This window comes from Pseudomonas sp. DCA-1 (assembly GCF_046523955.1).
Taxonomy (GTDB): Bacteria; Pseudomonadota; Gammaproteobacteria; order Pseudomonadales; family Pseudomonadaceae; genus Aquipseudomonas; species Aquipseudomonas putida_Y.
Map to the genome: position 1 here is coordinate 5622404 of NZ_CP169881.1, position 14358 is coordinate 5636761.

The 14358-nt window shown below is 63.6% G+C and carries 12 protein-coding genes; 8 read left to right on the top strand and 4 right to left on the bottom strand.

Translation table 11 applies throughout. The features are described 5' to 3' along the window. Positions 1-17: 17 nt before the first annotated feature. From ACE4QZ_RS26360 to ACE4QZ_RS26370, 3 genes are all read left to right on the top strand, one after another. Positions 18-1616, top strand: coding sequence for a GMC family oxidoreductase (locus ACE4QZ_RS26360; protein WP_279934624.1), 1599 nt, complete (start codon positions 18-20; stop codon positions 1614-1616). Between the two features lie 112 nt (positions 1617-1728). Next, positions 1729-2214, top strand: a complete 486-nt coding sequence (gene coaD / locus ACE4QZ_RS26365) for a pantetheine-phosphate adenylyltransferase (protein ID WP_010955660.1) — start codon at positions 1729-1731, stop codon at positions 2212-2214. A gap of 101 nt (positions 2215-2315) precedes the next feature. Then, complete coding sequence (locus ACE4QZ_RS26370) at positions 2316-2567, top strand: YfhL family 4Fe-4S dicluster ferredoxin (RefSeq protein WP_003249063.1); 252 nt, start codon at positions 2316-2318, stop codon at positions 2565-2567. 161 nt (positions 2568-2728) lie between these two features. Here the strand turns inward: ACE4QZ_RS26370 and mutM are convergent, their stop codons facing one another. Continuing rightward, positions 2729-3541, bottom strand: coding sequence for a bifunctional DNA-formamidopyrimidine glycosylase/DNA-(apurinic or apyrimidinic site) lyase (mutM, locus tag ACE4QZ_RS26375; protein ID WP_004575471.1), 813 nt, complete (start codon positions 3539-3541; stop codon positions 2729-2731). 3 nt (positions 3542-3544) lie between these two features. After that, positions 3545-4363 carry an HDOD domain-containing protein gene (locus ACE4QZ_RS26380; RefSeq protein ID WP_172402782.1) on the bottom strand — a complete coding sequence of 273 codons (819 nt, stop codon included), beginning with the start codon at positions 4361-4363 and terminating at the stop codon, positions 3545-3547. 175 nt (positions 4364-4538) lie between these two features. On the opposite strand from ACE4QZ_RS26380, the gene ACE4QZ_RS26385 reads away from it, so the two are divergent. Then, a complete protein-coding gene (locus ACE4QZ_RS26385) occupies positions 4539-5735 on the top strand; it encodes a class I SAM-dependent rRNA methyltransferase (protein ID WP_004575470.1) in 1197 nt (398 codons plus the stop codon). A gap of 270 nt (positions 5736-6005) precedes the next feature. After that, entirely contained in the window at positions 6006-7847 is a 1842-nt protein-coding gene (gene ilvD / locus ACE4QZ_RS26390) for a dihydroxy-acid dehydratase (protein WP_003249056.1), read from the top strand. Positions 7848-7962: 115 nt separating this feature from the next. Here ilvD and ACE4QZ_RS26395 read toward each other — a convergent pair whose 3' ends face one another. Continuing rightward, entirely contained in the window at positions 7963-9018 is a 1056-nt protein-coding gene (locus ACE4QZ_RS26395) for a haloacid dehalogenase-like hydrolase (protein ID WP_135192885.1), read from the bottom strand. 244 nt (positions 9019-9262) lie between these two features. Here ACE4QZ_RS26395 and ACE4QZ_RS26400 point away from each other — a divergent pair, with 244 nt between their 5' ends. Next, positions 9263-10654, top strand: coding sequence for an L-cystine transporter (locus tag ACE4QZ_RS26400; protein ID WP_021783641.1), 1392 nt, complete (start codon positions 9263-9265; stop codon positions 10652-10654). A 133-nt stretch (positions 10655-10787) separates the two neighbouring features. On the opposite strand, the gene ACE4QZ_RS26405 is transcribed toward ACE4QZ_RS26400, so the two are convergent. Next, positions 10788-11303 (bottom strand): dihydrofolate reductase, encoded by a 516-nt coding sequence (locus tag ACE4QZ_RS26405; protein ID WP_274101973.1) that lies wholly within the window; start codon positions 11301-11303, stop codon positions 10788-10790. A 54-nt stretch (positions 11304-11357) separates the two neighbouring features. On the opposite strand from ACE4QZ_RS26405, the gene ACE4QZ_RS26410 reads away from it, so the two are divergent. After that, positions 11358-12749 carry a DUF2868 domain-containing protein gene (locus ACE4QZ_RS26410; protein WP_274118885.1) on the top strand — a complete coding sequence of 464 codons (1392 nt, stop codon included), beginning with the start codon at positions 11358-11360 and terminating at the stop codon, positions 12747-12749. Continuing rightward, positions 12742-14106, top strand: coding sequence for a GTPase/DUF3482 domain-containing protein (locus ACE4QZ_RS26415; RefSeq protein ID WP_274101969.1), 1365 nt, complete (start codon positions 12742-12744; stop codon positions 14104-14106). Before ACE4QZ_RS26410 ends, ACE4QZ_RS26415 begins: the two co-directional genes overlap by 8 nt. Positions 14107-14358: the final 252 nt, after the last annotated feature.

Sequence of the window (14358 nt, forward strand, 5' to 3'; positions counted from 1 at the left end):
CAACAAGAGCATCGCCAATGCCTGTCCCCGACCCGTTTCGCCAAGGCCTCGAACGCGGCTGGATCACCTACGACGCCTCGCGCCTGGAGCACGACCTGTCTCTGGAGGCCGACATTGTCGTGATCGGCAGTGGTGCCGGCGGCGCCACCAGTGCCCAGATGCTCGGCGCTGCCGGTTTCAAGGTACTGCTGATTGAAGAAGGCCCACTGAAGACCAGCAGCGACTTTCACCTGCTGGAGAATGAAGCTTACGCCAGCCTTTACCAGGAAGGCCTGGGGCGCATGAGCAAGGATGGCGCCATTACCATCCTGCAGGGCCGTGCCGTGGGTGGCACCACGCTGGTGAACTGGACCTCGAGCTTTCGTACCCCGCCGCAAACCCTGGCGCAGTGGGCCTCGGTCCACGGTGTGAACGGTTTGAGCGAGGATGAACTGCGCCCCTGGTTCGAACGCATGGAGCAGGAGCTGGGCATCAGCCCCTGGGCCTTGCCGCCGAATGCCAACAACGATGTGCTGCGCCGGGGCTGCGAACAGCTGGGCTACCGCTGGGGGGTGATCCCGCGCAACGTGCGCGGCTGCTGGAACCTGGGCTACTGCGGCATGGGTTGCCCGGTGAATGCCAAACAATCGATGCTGGTGACCCGTATACCTGCCACCCTTGAGCAAGGCGGCGAGCTGCTGTACCTGGCGCGGGCCGAGCGCTTCACCCACAACGGCGAACGCATTCAGAGCCTGACATGCCGGGCCCTGGACGCCCGAGGCATATACCCAACCGGCAGGCAGATCAGCGTGCGGGCACGCCATTACCTCCTGGCCGGTGGCGGTATCAACAGCCCGGCCCTGCTGCTGCGCTCTGCCGCGCCCGACCCGCATGGCCGCCTCGGCAAGCGGACCTTCCTGCACCTGGTCAACTTCAGTGCGGCACGCTTCAGCGAGCGTATCGACCCTTACTATGGCGCCCCGCAGTCGATCTACAGCGACCACTTCCAGTGGCAAGGCGGCGCAGACGGTCCGGTTGGCTACAAGCTGGAAGTACCGCCGCTGCACCCGGCCCTGGCCAGCACCCTGCTGGGTGGGCACGGCCACGAGAATGCCCAGCGCATGGCCGAGCTGCCCCATACCCATATGATGCTGGCGCTGCTACGCGATGGTTTTCACCCCGAAAGCCAGGGTGGGACCGTGGAACTGCGCGGCGATGGTTCACCCGTGCTCGATTACCCGGTCACCGACTACCTGCGTGACGGCTTGCGACGAGCCTACCGCAGCATGGCGCAAGTACAGTTCGCCGCTGGCGCCACCCAGGTGACCCCAGTGCACAGCGACGCCAGCGCCGCATCAGGCCTGGAACAGGCCCTGACCATGATCGACAAACTGCGCCTGGAGCCCTTCCGCACACGCTTGGGCAGCGCCCATGTGATGGGCGGCTGCGCACTCGGCGAAGACCCGCGCCAGGCGGTGTGCGACAGCCTGGGACGCCATCACCAGCTGGAAAACCTGTCGATTCACGACGGTTCGCTGTTCCCCACCAGCATCGGCGCCAACCCGCAACTGTCGGTGTATGCCATCAGCGCCAGGCTCAGTGAAGCACTGGCCACCCGCCTGGCACACAGCGCATGACAACGAATATGGCCCCTGTCTATAGTGCCATCAGTCGGCCGCATGACTTGGCCGGGGCGCCGTCGCTGCGCTACCATCCGACTCCCCAACGCACTCCAGCCAGGATGACGCGATGAACCGAGTGTTGTACCCGGGTACTTTCGACCCCATTACCAAAGGCCATGGCGATCTGGTCGAGCGCGCTTCGCGGCTATTCGACCACGTGATCATCGCGGTGGCGGCCAGCCCCAAGAAAAACCCCTTGTTCCCGCTGGAACAACGGGTTGAGCTCGCCCGTGAGGTCACCAAGCACCTGCCCAATGTCGAAGTCATCGGCTTCTCTTCCCTGTTGGCGCATTTCGCCAAGGAACAGGGCGCCAACGTCTTCCTGCGTGGCCTGCGTGCAGTGTCCGACTTCGAGTACGAGTTCCAGCTGGCGAACATGAACCGGCAACTGGCCCCCGATGTCGAGAGCCTGTTCCTGACGCCGTCGGAGCGTTATTCGTTCATTTCCTCGACCTTGGTCCGGGAGATTGCGGCGCTGGGCGGTGATATCAGCAAGTTCGTCCACCCGGTGGTGGCCGACGCGCTGACTGAACGCTTCAAGAAGCAAGCCTGACGCCTGATTGTCGCGCCCGCGTGCACTGCGGGCGCGAATGCGGCACAATTGTGCCCATTGCGTTGAACATGCCCGGGCTATGAGCCCCGGCCGGAGCCCCCATGTCCCTGATCATCACCGACGATTGCATCAATTGCGACGTCTGCGAACCCGAGTGCCCGAACGAGGCTATCTCCCAAGGCGAAGAGATCTACGTGATCGACCCTAACCTGTGCACCCAGTGCGTAGGCCATTACGACGAGCCGCAGTGCCAACAGGTCTGCCCGGTCGACTGCATCCCGCTGGATGAAGCGCACCCGGAAACCGAAGAACAGCTGATGGCCAAGTATCGCCGGATCACTGGCAAGGGCTGATCACTGCACTTCGCTGCACGCTCCCTGTGGGCACGGGCATGCCCGCGAACACCGGCGCAGCCGGTGCCATTCATCGCGTCGCCTGCTTCGCGGGCTTGCCCGCTCCCACAGGGACCGCGCCAACGTTCAGGTTTTGCTTCAACAGGTTTGCAGCGAACGTTTCATCGCTGGCAGCGCGGGCAGTACACGCTCGCCCTCTGCCCCAGCTTCACTTCGCGCAACTCAGTGCCGCATACTTTGCACGGCTGCCCGCCACGCCCGTACACAAACAGTTCCTGCTGGAAGTACCCCGGCTGCCCGTCGCCACCGATGAAGTCACGCAGGGTGGTACCACCCTGCTCGATCGCCGCCGCCAGCACCCGCTTGATCTCGGTCGCCAGCTTCAGGTAGCGCGCCCGGGAAATCCCGCCCGCCTCCCGGCGTGGGTCGATACCGGCAGCAAACAGCGCCTCGGTGGCGTAAATGTTGCCCACTCCCACCACCACCGCGTTGTCCATGATGAACGGCTTGACCGCCATCGACCGTCCGCGGGACAGCTGGAACAGCCGTTCACCATCGAACAGGTCCGTCAGCGGCTCAGGCCCCAGGCGCAGCAGTAACTCATGGTTCAGAGGGTCCAGGCTCCACAGCATGGCACCAAAGCGGCGTGGGTCGGTGTAGCGCAGCATCAGCCCGGACTCCAGTTCGATGTCGACATGCTCATGCTTGGCCGCCGGCAAGCCCAGCTCGACCAGCCGCAGGTTGCCCGACATGCCCAAGTGGCTGATCAGCGTCCCCACTTCGGCATTGATCAACAGGTACTTGGCGCGTCGCTCCACGCTGACGATGCGCTGCCCTGACAGACGCACATCGAGGTCTTCCGGAATCGGCCAGCGCAGGCGCCGGTCGCGTACCACCACACGGCTGACGCGCTGGCCTTCCAGGTGTGGCGCAATACCGCGCCGGGTGGTTTCTACTTCTGGCAATTCCGGCATGTGTCAGTGTCCGCCCAACTCGCGAATGTTCTGCTTGAGGTTTTCGAAATCGTATTCCGACAAGCCAATGTAATCGAGCACCAAAGGGCCGACCGCATTCCATTCGTGGTCCACCGACTGGTTGCCCAGCACCCGGTAGGACGCGCAGATGTGCTCGGCCATCTTCAGCACCGCCAGCAGGTTTTTCAGCTGGCTCTGGGTATTGCGCGAAGTATCGTCGCGGAACACGCCCAAGGCATTGTGGTGGTTGGCGATGGCCGCACTGAGGTGCTCAGGCAAGCGCCAGGATTTGGCTGTGAAGTAGCCGACCACTGAATGGTTGGTGTTGAACGTGCGGTTTTCGGTATCGACCACGCGTGTTTCTTCGTCGGCCTTGGCGTATGCCTCTTCCAGCACTTCCATGTAAGTGGGGAAGCGCTTGAGCATCAACGGCACGCCGCAGTCATGGAAGAGGCCAAGGGTATAGGCCTCGTCCGCCGCCTGAATGCCGGTACGCTTGGCCAGCGTCAGGCAGGTCATCGCCACGTCCTGGGCGGTATCCCAGAAGCGGTTGAGGGTAACGATGGTCTCGTCGCTCATCTCACCCTTGATCGACTGGGCGTTGATCAGGTTGATGATCGAACGGCTACCCAGCAGGTTCACCGCACGCTGGATCGAACCGATCTTGTTGGACAAGCCAAAGTGCGGAGAGTTGACCAGCTTGAGCAAGGCGCCAGAGAGGCCCGGGTCCTGGGAAATCAGCTTGGCGATGGTTTCCAGGTCCGGGTCAGGCATGTACTGCTCGAACTGCAGATCGACCATGATCTGCGGTTGAGGCGGGATGGTGATGCCTTGCAAGGCTTGCTGGATCTGTTCGGCGCTGAGTTCTTGGGACATACGTGCACACTCGTTTAGGACGCGGCATTTTAACCCTCTAAGCGCCCCCGGTTACCACTCCTCTAAAGGCGAAAGCACCGCAGACACGCTATAATCCCGCTCTTTTTCCCGGAGCGACGTCATGTCCCTGCCCAGCCTTCGCCTCAAAGCCAATGCCGACCGCCGCCTGCGCGCCGGCCACCTGTGGGTCTACAGCAACGAAGTCGATGTCAGCGCGACCCCTTTGCAAGGCTTCCAGGCGGGTCAGCAGGCCATTCTCGAGGCAGCCAACGGCAAGCCGCTGGGCATCGTCGCACTGAGCCCGAACAACCTGATCTGCGCCCGCCTGCTGTCACGCGACATCAAGCTGCCGCTGGACAAGTCGCTGCTGGTACACCGCCTGAACGTCGCCCTGTCGCTGCGCGAGCGCCTGTTCGACCAGCCGTGCTACCGCCTGGTCTACGGTGACTCCGACCTGCTCCCAGGCCTGGTGGTCGACCGCTTCTTCGATATCCTCGTGGTGCAGCTGGCCTCGGCCACCATGGAAGCGCACAAGGATGACGTGATCGCCGCGCTGGTGCAGGTGCTCAAGCCCAGCGGCATCCTGTTCAAGAACGATTCCGCCGCGCGCGACGCCGAAGGCCTGCAGCGCTATGTCGAAACCGTCTACGGCGAAGTGCCGGACTGGGTGCCGCTGGAAGAGAACGGCGTCAAGTTCGAGGCCCCGGTGCGCGAAGGCCAGAAGACGGGCTGGTTCTACGACCACCGCATGAACCGCGCCCGCCTGGCGCCGTACGTGAAGGGCAAGCGTGTACTCGACCTGTTCAGCTACATCGGCGGCTGGGGCGTGCAGGCCGGTGCCTTTGGCGCCAGCGAAGTGTTCTGTGTCGATGCCTCGGGCTTTGCCCTGGACGGCGTGGAGCGTAACGCTGCACTGAACGGCATCAGCGAGAAGCTGACCTGCATCGAAGGCGACGTGTTCGAAGCCCTGCGCGAGCTCAAGGCAGCCGAAGAACGCTTCGACGTGATCATTGCCGACCCACCCGCCTTCATCAAGCGCAAAAAAGACCTGAAAAACGGCGAAGCGGCCTACCGCCGCCTGAACGAACAGGCCATGCGCATGTTGAACAAAGACGGCATCCTCGTCAGCGCCTCGTGCTCGATGCACCTGCCCGAGGACGACCTGAACAACATCCTCCTGACCAGCGCCCGTCACCTGGACCGCAACATGCAGTTGCTCGAGCGTGGCGGCCAGGGCCCGGATCACCCGGTACACCCGGCCATTGCCGAAACCCGCTACATCAAAAGCATCACCTGCCGGTTACTGCCGAACAGCTGAAATCTGCCAAAAAGGGCCGCCCAGCGGCCCTTTCCTGCCGCAATCCCCCCGCCAACCATCCACATCTGCATTCCCTCACCGCGCCAGCGGTGTAGAATCGGCCTATTCATCGCCAGTCATCCCCGGCGGGTTTATGAGCTCTGGTCAAGCACGCGGCGATCCCGCGCCGTCTTGGCCCCATCCGTGCCAGTGGCAACCGGCCTGCGGCGCAAAGGACAAGAGAAGCTCACTCCCCTATTTGTGACCTGATTAAGCCGCCAGGAGTGTTTCATGCCTGATTATCGTTCCAAGACTTCCACCCAAGGCCGCAACATGGCCGGCGCCCGCGCCCTGTGGCGCGCCACCGGGATGAAGGACGAAGACTTCAAGAAACCGATCATTGCCATCGCCAACTCGTTCACCCAGTTCGTCCCGGGCCATGTGCACCTGAAGGACCTGGGCCAGCTGGTGGCCCGCGAAATCGAACGCGCCGGTGGCGTGGCCAAGGAATTCAACACCATCGCGGTCGATGACGGCATCGCCATGGGCCACGACGGCATGCTGTACTCGCTGCCAAGCCGCGAAATCATTGCCGACGCCGTGGAATACATGGTCAATGCGCACTGCGCTGACGCCATCGTCTGCATCTCCAACTGCGACAAGATCACCCCCGGCATGCTGATGGCCGCCCTGCGCCTGAACATCCCGGTGATCTTCGTTTCCGGCGGCCCGATGGAAGCCGGCAAGACCAAGCTGGCCAGCCACGGCCTGGACCTGGTCGATGCCATGGTCATCGCGGCCGACTCCACGGCTTCCGACGAGAAAGTCGCCGAATACGAGCGCAGCGCCTGCCCGACCTGCGGTTCGTGCTCCGGCATGTTCACCGCCAACTCGATGAACTGCCTGACCGAAGCCCTGGGCCTGGCCCTGCCGGGCAACGGTTCGACCCTGGCCACCCACTCCGACCGCGAGCAGCTGTTCCTCACGGCCGGCCGCACCATCGTCGAACTGTGCAAACGCTACTACGGCGAGAATGACGAGTCGGTCCTGCCACGCAGCATCGCCAACTTCAAAGCGTTCGAAAACGCCATGATGCTGGACATCGCCATGGGCGGTTCGACCAACACCATCCTGCACCTGCTGGCAGCAGCACAGGAAGGCGAAGTGGCGTTCGACCTGCGCGACATCGACCGCCTGTCACGCAAAGTGCCGCAGCTGTGCAAAGTGGCGCCGAACATCCAGAAGTACCACATGGAAGACGTCCACCGCGCCGGCGGCATCTTCAGTATCCTCGGTTCGCTGGCCCGTGGCGGCCTGCTGCACACCGACCTGCCGACCGTGCACAGCCGCAGCATGGAAGAAGCCATCGCCAAATGGGACATCACCCAGACCGATGACGAAGCTGTGCACACCTTCTTCAAGGCCGGCCCTGCCGGTATCCCGACCCAGACCGCATTCAGCCAGTCGACCCGTTGGGAAACCCTCGACGACGACCGTGAAAACGGCTGTATCCGCAGCTTCGAACACGCCTACTCGCAAGAGGGCGGCCTGGCCGTGCTGTACGGCAACATCGCACTGGATGGCTGCGTGGTCAAAACCGCTGGTGTCGACGAATCGATCCACGTGTTCGAGGGCACCGCGAAGATCTTCGAAAGCCAGGACAGCGCCGTGCGCGGCATCCTCGCCGACGAGGTGAAAGCGGGCGACATCGTGATCATCCGCTACGAAGGCCCGAAAGGCGGCCCGGGCATGCAAGAGATGCTGTACCCGACCTCGTACCTCAAATCCAAAGGCCTGGGCAAGGCCTGCGCCCTGCTTACCGACGGCCGCTTCTCAGGCGGTACTTCGGGTCTGTCGATCGGCCACGCTTCGCCAGAGGCAGCGGCAGGTGGCGCCATCGGCCTGGTGCGCGACGGCGACAAGGTACTGATCGACATCCCTAACCGTTCGATCAACCTGCTGGTCAGCGATGAAGAGCTGGCGGAACGCCGCGTCGAGCAGGACAAGAAGGGCTGGAAGCCAGCCGAGGTCCGTCCACGCAAGGTGACCACCGCGCTCAAGGCCTATGCCCTGCTGGCCACCAGTGCCGACAAGGGCGCTGTGCGTAACAAAGCGATGCTGGAAGGGCTCTGAGGTGTTTTTAGCGTGAAATAAGAACCGGCGCCCTGGGCGCCGGTTTTTTTATGCCTGCACCGGCCCCTTCGCGGGCACGCCCGCTCCCACAGGGGCCGCACAGGTAGGGCAAGATTTACTGGATCTGCTCCGGCGTGACGATCACCCAGTTCTTGTCCGCCGTCACCGGCAACCCTTCCTTGGCCTGCGCCGCCGCATTTTTGGCGATCATCCCGTTGAGCTGGTCCATGTACTTGGCCTTGCGGTTTATCCACAGGTGGATACCGCCTTTGCCCACATCCACACCGTGGAACTGCATGTAGCCATCGCTGGTCGGCGTGTCGCCGCCCACTAGCACCGGTTTCTTCCATTCATCGATGTAGGTAAGGATCGCCGCCTGCTTGCCCGCCATCCAGGTGGCTGGGGTCCACAGGTAGGGGGTCAGCTCCAGGCCCTCGTTAGCCTTGGCATCGTAGTGCCCGGCGCTGATCTGCTTGCGCGCAGTGGTCAGCTGGCCGCTGGCGCGGTCCTTGAGCAACAGGCTCACGCCAATCACGTTCTGGGGCTTCACGTTGTATCCATACTTGGGGTCCGAGGCGACCATGCGCACCAGCTCTTCGGAGGCCGCCGAAACCACATAGACCTCGATGCCATTCTCCATCAGCTTGTTGTACAGCTCGGCCTGGCCCTTGAAGACCTTGGGCGGCTGAACCTCGATGGCCTTGACCTGGTCGCCTTCGTAATAGGTGCTGGGGATCGGCTTGGTCGAAGCCATCAGCTCATCCACCTGCGCCTTCAGCTGCTTGAGGGTAAAGCCAGAGAACACCTGGGCTACCCACGGGTAGCAGACCATGTCATCAATTTCACACAGCCGGTAGTAGTAACTGAACAGGCTTTCCTTGTGCTCGGCAGTGTCCTTGAACGGCATCAGCTTCAGCGATGGGTCGAGCTTGTCGCGGCTTAGCAGGCCCTTGTTTTCCATGAACGGAAGCAAGGCTTCTTCCAGGTCATGGCGATAACTGGTGTTGTCCATGTCGAACACCGCATAGTTACCCTTGTTGGCATTGGCGGCGATCATGCTGTCGAGCTGCTTGGCTGCGTCGGCAGGCCAGTGTTTGAGCTCGGTGGCGAAGGTTTCGATACTGAACAGCAGGGACAGGCCGATGGCGGCGGCTTTCACAGCGACTTTCATGTACGAATCTCCTGAAATGACCCAGAAACGCTAGTGCAACAATCCCCACTGCAAACCCTCGATAACGACCCCCAGGCAACTGTAAACGCCTTGTTCATTGCAATTTGCGACACCTCGTTATTCCATAAACGACTATGCAAATTCCATTTGGGTATAAATTCGTTTGTTTTCAGGCTGTTAGCATTTCCGTTCGCAATCGCTCACAGAGGCGATGCCATTTCTGCCTTTTTCTGCTGGAGCTTCAATGAACCTGCCGCTGTCACTCAACCTGCTGGCGTTCCTGGCCCTGTTGCTGGGCCTGGCACAAACCCGCCGCACAGACTGGAGCCTGGCCAAGAAGGTACTGCTTGGCCTGGTGCTGGGCGTGGTCTTCGGCCTTGTGCTGCACACGATCTACGGCGCTGGCCACCCCGTGCTCAAGGCAACCATTGCCTGGCTCGACCTGGTCGGCAACGGCTATGTCGGCCTGTTGCAGATGATCGTCATGCCGCTGATCTTCGCCTCGATCCTCAGTGCCGTGGCGCGCTTGCACAATGCCTCTTCACTGGGCCGCATCAGCGTGCTGAGCATCGGCACCCTGTTGGCGACCACCGCCATTGCCGCTCTGATCGGCATTGTGTTGACCAACCTGTTCGGCCTCAGCGCCGAGGGCCTGGTGGCCGGTGCCCAGGAAAGCGCACGCATGCAGGTTATCCACAGTGACTACGCGGGCAAGGTCGCCGACCTCAACATCCCGCAACTGTTGCTGTCGTTCATCCCCAGCAACCCGGTAGGCGACCTGGCTCGGGCCAAGCCGACCTCGATCATCAGCGTGGTGATCTTTGCCGTGTTCCTCGGCCTGGCCGCGCTGCAGTTGATCAAGGACGACGCAGAGAAGGGCGAGCGCGCCCTGTCGGCCATCGACACCCTGCAGGCCTGGGTGATGCGCCTGGTGCGGGTAGTGATGAAGCTGACCCCCTATGGCGTGCTGGCGCTGATGACCAAAGTCGTGGCCAGCTCCAACACGGAGGACATCCTCAAGCTGGGCAGCTTCGTGGTGGTGTCGTACCTGGGCCTGGGGTTGATGTTCGTGGTGCATGGCATCATCCTCGCCGCCACCGGCGTAAGCCCGCTGCGCTTCTTCCGCAAGGTGTGGCCGGTGCTGACCTTTGCCTTCACCAGCCGCTCCAGCGCCGCCAGCATTCCACTGAACATCGAAGCACAAACCCGCCGTCTGGGCGTGCCGCAATCGATCGCCAGCTTCAGCGCATCGTTCGGCACCACCATTGGCCAGAACGGCTGTGCCGGGCTCTACCCGGCCATGCTGGCGGTGATGGTTGCGCCAGCGGTAGGCATCGACACCTTCGACCCACTGTGGATTGCCACCCTGGTGGCCATCGTCACGCTGAGTTCGGCAGGGGTTGCCGGCGTGGGCGGCGGTGCTACCTTCGCCGCGCTGATCGTGCTGCCAGCCATGGGCTTGCCGGTGGAGTTGGTGGCGCTGCTGATTTCGGTGGAGCCGCTGATCGACATGGGCCGTACGGCGTTGAACGTGAACGGTTCGATGACGGCGGGCGTTGTCACCAGCCAGCTGCTGAAAGAGACAGACAAGGAAGTGCTGGCCGGAGATGAACATGCCGAGCTGAGCCACACCTGACAGATCGCCCGGGGCGCTTTGCGCCCCTTTCGCGGCAAGACCGCTTGAGTCTTGCTCAAAATCTGAACACCCTGTGGTCCCCCGTAGGAGCGGGTTCACCCGCGAAGGGCTGCAAAGCAGCCCCCCGACAACCTCAGACCTTGTCCCAAACCTCGAAGTGATACGCCGGCTTGCCTTCCTCACCCTGTGCCTCGCTAGAAGTCAGCCTCCACTGCCCTTCATCAAACGCCGGGAACCACGCATCCCCCTCTGGCGCCAACTCAACCCGCGTCAGGTACATGCGGTTTACCAGCCCCTTCTCCAGCGCCTGCCCATACAGCTGCGCCCCACCTATCAGCATCAGCTCTCCGACGCCCTGCTCGCGCGCCCACTGCTCGGCCCGCACCAACGCCTCTTCAAGCGAGGCGAACACCTCGGCACCCGCCAGTTGAAGCTCCGGCTGGCGGCTGACCACGATGTTCAGCCGCCCAGGCAACGGCCGCCCCAGCGAATCCCAGGTCTTGCGCCCCATGATGATCGGCTTGCCCAGGGTGGTGGCCTTGAAGTACTTGAAGTCCCCCGGCAAATGCCAGGGCATGGAGTTGTCGATGCCGATCACGCGGTTCTCGGCATACGCCGCGATCAGGCTGAGGGGGAGTGATGTATTCATGCCAGCGAGGATAGCACCGGGCGTGTGGGTTATGCTTCTGCCTTGACCTGTGCAATGGAAGACCTTGTGACTGCACCCACGCCACTGGACAAGCGCTGGCTCACCGAAGCGGTACGCCTGCGCGAAGAACATGCCGGCCCGCTGGAAGACCAGGAAGCCAACCGCCACGCCCGCCAGCTAGGTGGCGACCTGGCCACGCGCATCGAAACACGTGCGCTGTTCCTCGCCGAGCGCGATGGCATGACCGGCGCCCTGCGCCATTGGAAGCAGGGCGCGCGCCTGGCGCTGCTGGCCTTGCTGCTGATGGCCGTGCTCAGCGGCGCAGGCCTGGGGCTGGCCGCCCTCGGTGACGGGCAGCGCCCGGTGAATGTGTTCTGGGCGCTGGGCAGCCTGCTCGGGCTGAACCTGCTGATGCTGCTGGGCTGGGCCATGGGTTTTGCCCTGAGCGGCGAGCATGGCGCAGGGCTGGGCCGCTTGTGGCTGTGGCTAAGCGAACGCTTTGCCCGCGATGCCCAGGCCGCGCACCTGGCGCCAGCGCTGCTGGTGCTGCTGCAACGTCAACGCCTCAACCGGTGGCTGCTCGGCCTGTTGGTACATGGCCTTTGGCTGTTGGCGATGCTTACCGCACTGGGCATGCTGCTGGCCTTGCTGGCGACCCGGCGCTATGGCTTTGTCTGGGAAACCACCTTGCTCGCCGCCGACCCGTTCATTCACCTGACCCAAGCGCTGGGCACCCTGCCCTCATTGCTGGGCTTCGCCGTGCCCGACGAAGCCATGATCCGCGCCAGCGGCGACAGCCTGCCGGCCCTGGACATGGCACGCCAGGCCTGGGCCAGCTGGCTGCTCGGCGTGGTGCTGGTATACGGCCTGCTGCCCCGCCTGCTGCTGGCCGGGCTATGCCTGTGGCGCTGGCGCCAGGGCCGTGAACGCCTGACGCTGGACCTGGGCCTGCCTGGCTACGCGCAACTGCGCGAGGCACTGATGCCGCGCAGCGAGCGCATCGGCGTGCAGGACGCCGCACCGGAAGCCTTGCCACAATTTGCCGCCGGGCAGCTGGAAAGCGGCAGCAGCGGTGCCCTGCTGGTGGGCCTGGAGCTGGATGACCAGCGCCCCTGGCCACCCGCCCTGCCCAAAAGCGTGACCGATGCCGGCGTGCTCGACAGCCGCGAATCACGCAACCGGCTGCTGGAACAGCTCAGCCGCTTCCCACCGGCACGCCTGGCCATCGCCTGCGACCCACGCCGCTCGCCCGACCGAGGCAGTTTGGCGCTGCTCGCCGAACTGGCGCGCAATGCCGGCGCCACCCGTATCTGGCTGCTGCAGGCCGCACCGGGCCAGCCCCTCGATGCCGAGCGCCTGGGCGATTGGCACGAGGCCCTTGACCGCCTTGGCCTGCAACATGCCGACACCTCACCGCTGACCTGGCTGGAGCATGGCCATGACTGAGCCACTGAAACTGGCCGTGGTCGGCCATACCAATGTTGGCAAAACCTCGCTACTGCGCACCCTGACCCGCGACGTCGGTTTTGGCGAAGTGTCCCACCGCCCCAGCACCACCCGCCATGTGGAAGGTGCGCGACTGTCTGTGGACGGTGAACCCTTGCTGGAGCTGTACGACACGCCCGGCCTGGAAGATGCCATCGCGCTGCTCGACTACCTTGAACGTCTGGAACGCCCGGGCGAGCGCCTGGACGGCCCGGCCCGCCTGGAGCGTTTTCTGCAGGGCAGCGAAGCGCGCCAACGTTTCGAGCAGGAGGCCAAGGTATTGCGCCAACTGCTGGCCAGTAATGCCGGCCTGTATGTGATCGATGCGCGCGAGCCGGTGCTGGCCAAGTACCGAGACGAACTGGAAGTACTGGCCAACTGCGGCAAGCCGTTGCTGCCGGTGCTCAACTTCGTCGCCAGCAGCCAGCACCGCGAACCGGAATGGCGTGAAGCCCTTGCCCGGCTTGGGCTTCACGCATTGGTGCGGTTCGACAGCGTGGCCCCGCCAGAGGATGGCGAACGCCGTTTGTACGAAAGCCTGGCGCTGCTGCTGGAAAGCGCCCGCCCGGCACTGCAACGGCTGATCGACGACCAGCAGGCGCAGCGCCTGGCACGCCGGCACAGCGGCAAGCGCCTGATCGCCGAACTGCTGCTCGACTGCGCTGCATGCCGGCGCAGTGTCGAGGCCGAACCGGCGGCAGAAGCCCGGGCCATCGAGGCGCTGCGCCAGGACATACGCCAACGTGAACAGCGTTGCGTCGAGGCCTTGCTCAAGCTGTATGCCTTCCGCCGCGAGGATGCCCATGCCAGCGACCTGCCGTTGCTGGATGGCCGCTGGGGCGATGATTTGTTCAATCCAGAGACGTTGAAACTGCTGGGCGTGCGCTTGGGAAGCGGTGTGGCGGCGGGGGCTGCGGCCGGTGCCGGGGTCGATTTGCTGGTTGGTGGCCTTACCCTCGGCGCAGCGGCGCTGGCCGGGGCGATTGCCGGCGGCGCGCTGCAGACGGCGCGCAACTATGGGTCACGGTTGATGGGCAAGCTCAAGGGCAAGCGCGAGCTGACCGTGGACGATACAGTATTGCGTTTGCTGGCCTTGCGTCAGCAGCAGTTGATGGTGGCGCTGGATAACCGCGGGCATGCGGCACAGGACAGCATTCGTCTGGTGGAGCTGGATGAAAAGGCCTGGCGTGAGGGCAAGTTGCCGGAGGCGTTGGTCAAAGCGCGGGCGCACCCGCAGTGGTCCACCCTCAATTCAGGGGCAAAGCTGAACCAGGCTGAGCGGCAGGAGCAGCTCGAAGCGCTGGTTTCGCAGATTTGAGGGGCTGCGAGGGGTATGCCTTGAAGGATGTGGTGCCTGTGAGATCGAGCGCCGCCCGCGCGGCGCATCGCGAGCTGCGCTCGCTCCTACGTTTGTTTCGGGCCAGTTATGCCTGTGACAGGCGCGCGCGACCGCCTTGTTTGTACGACGCGATATCGCGGCATGCGCCAAGGGGGGACGCGCGCAAATCCCGCAGGAATGATTGGCCCGAAACAAACGTAGGAGCGAGCGCAGCTCGCGATGCGCCGCGCG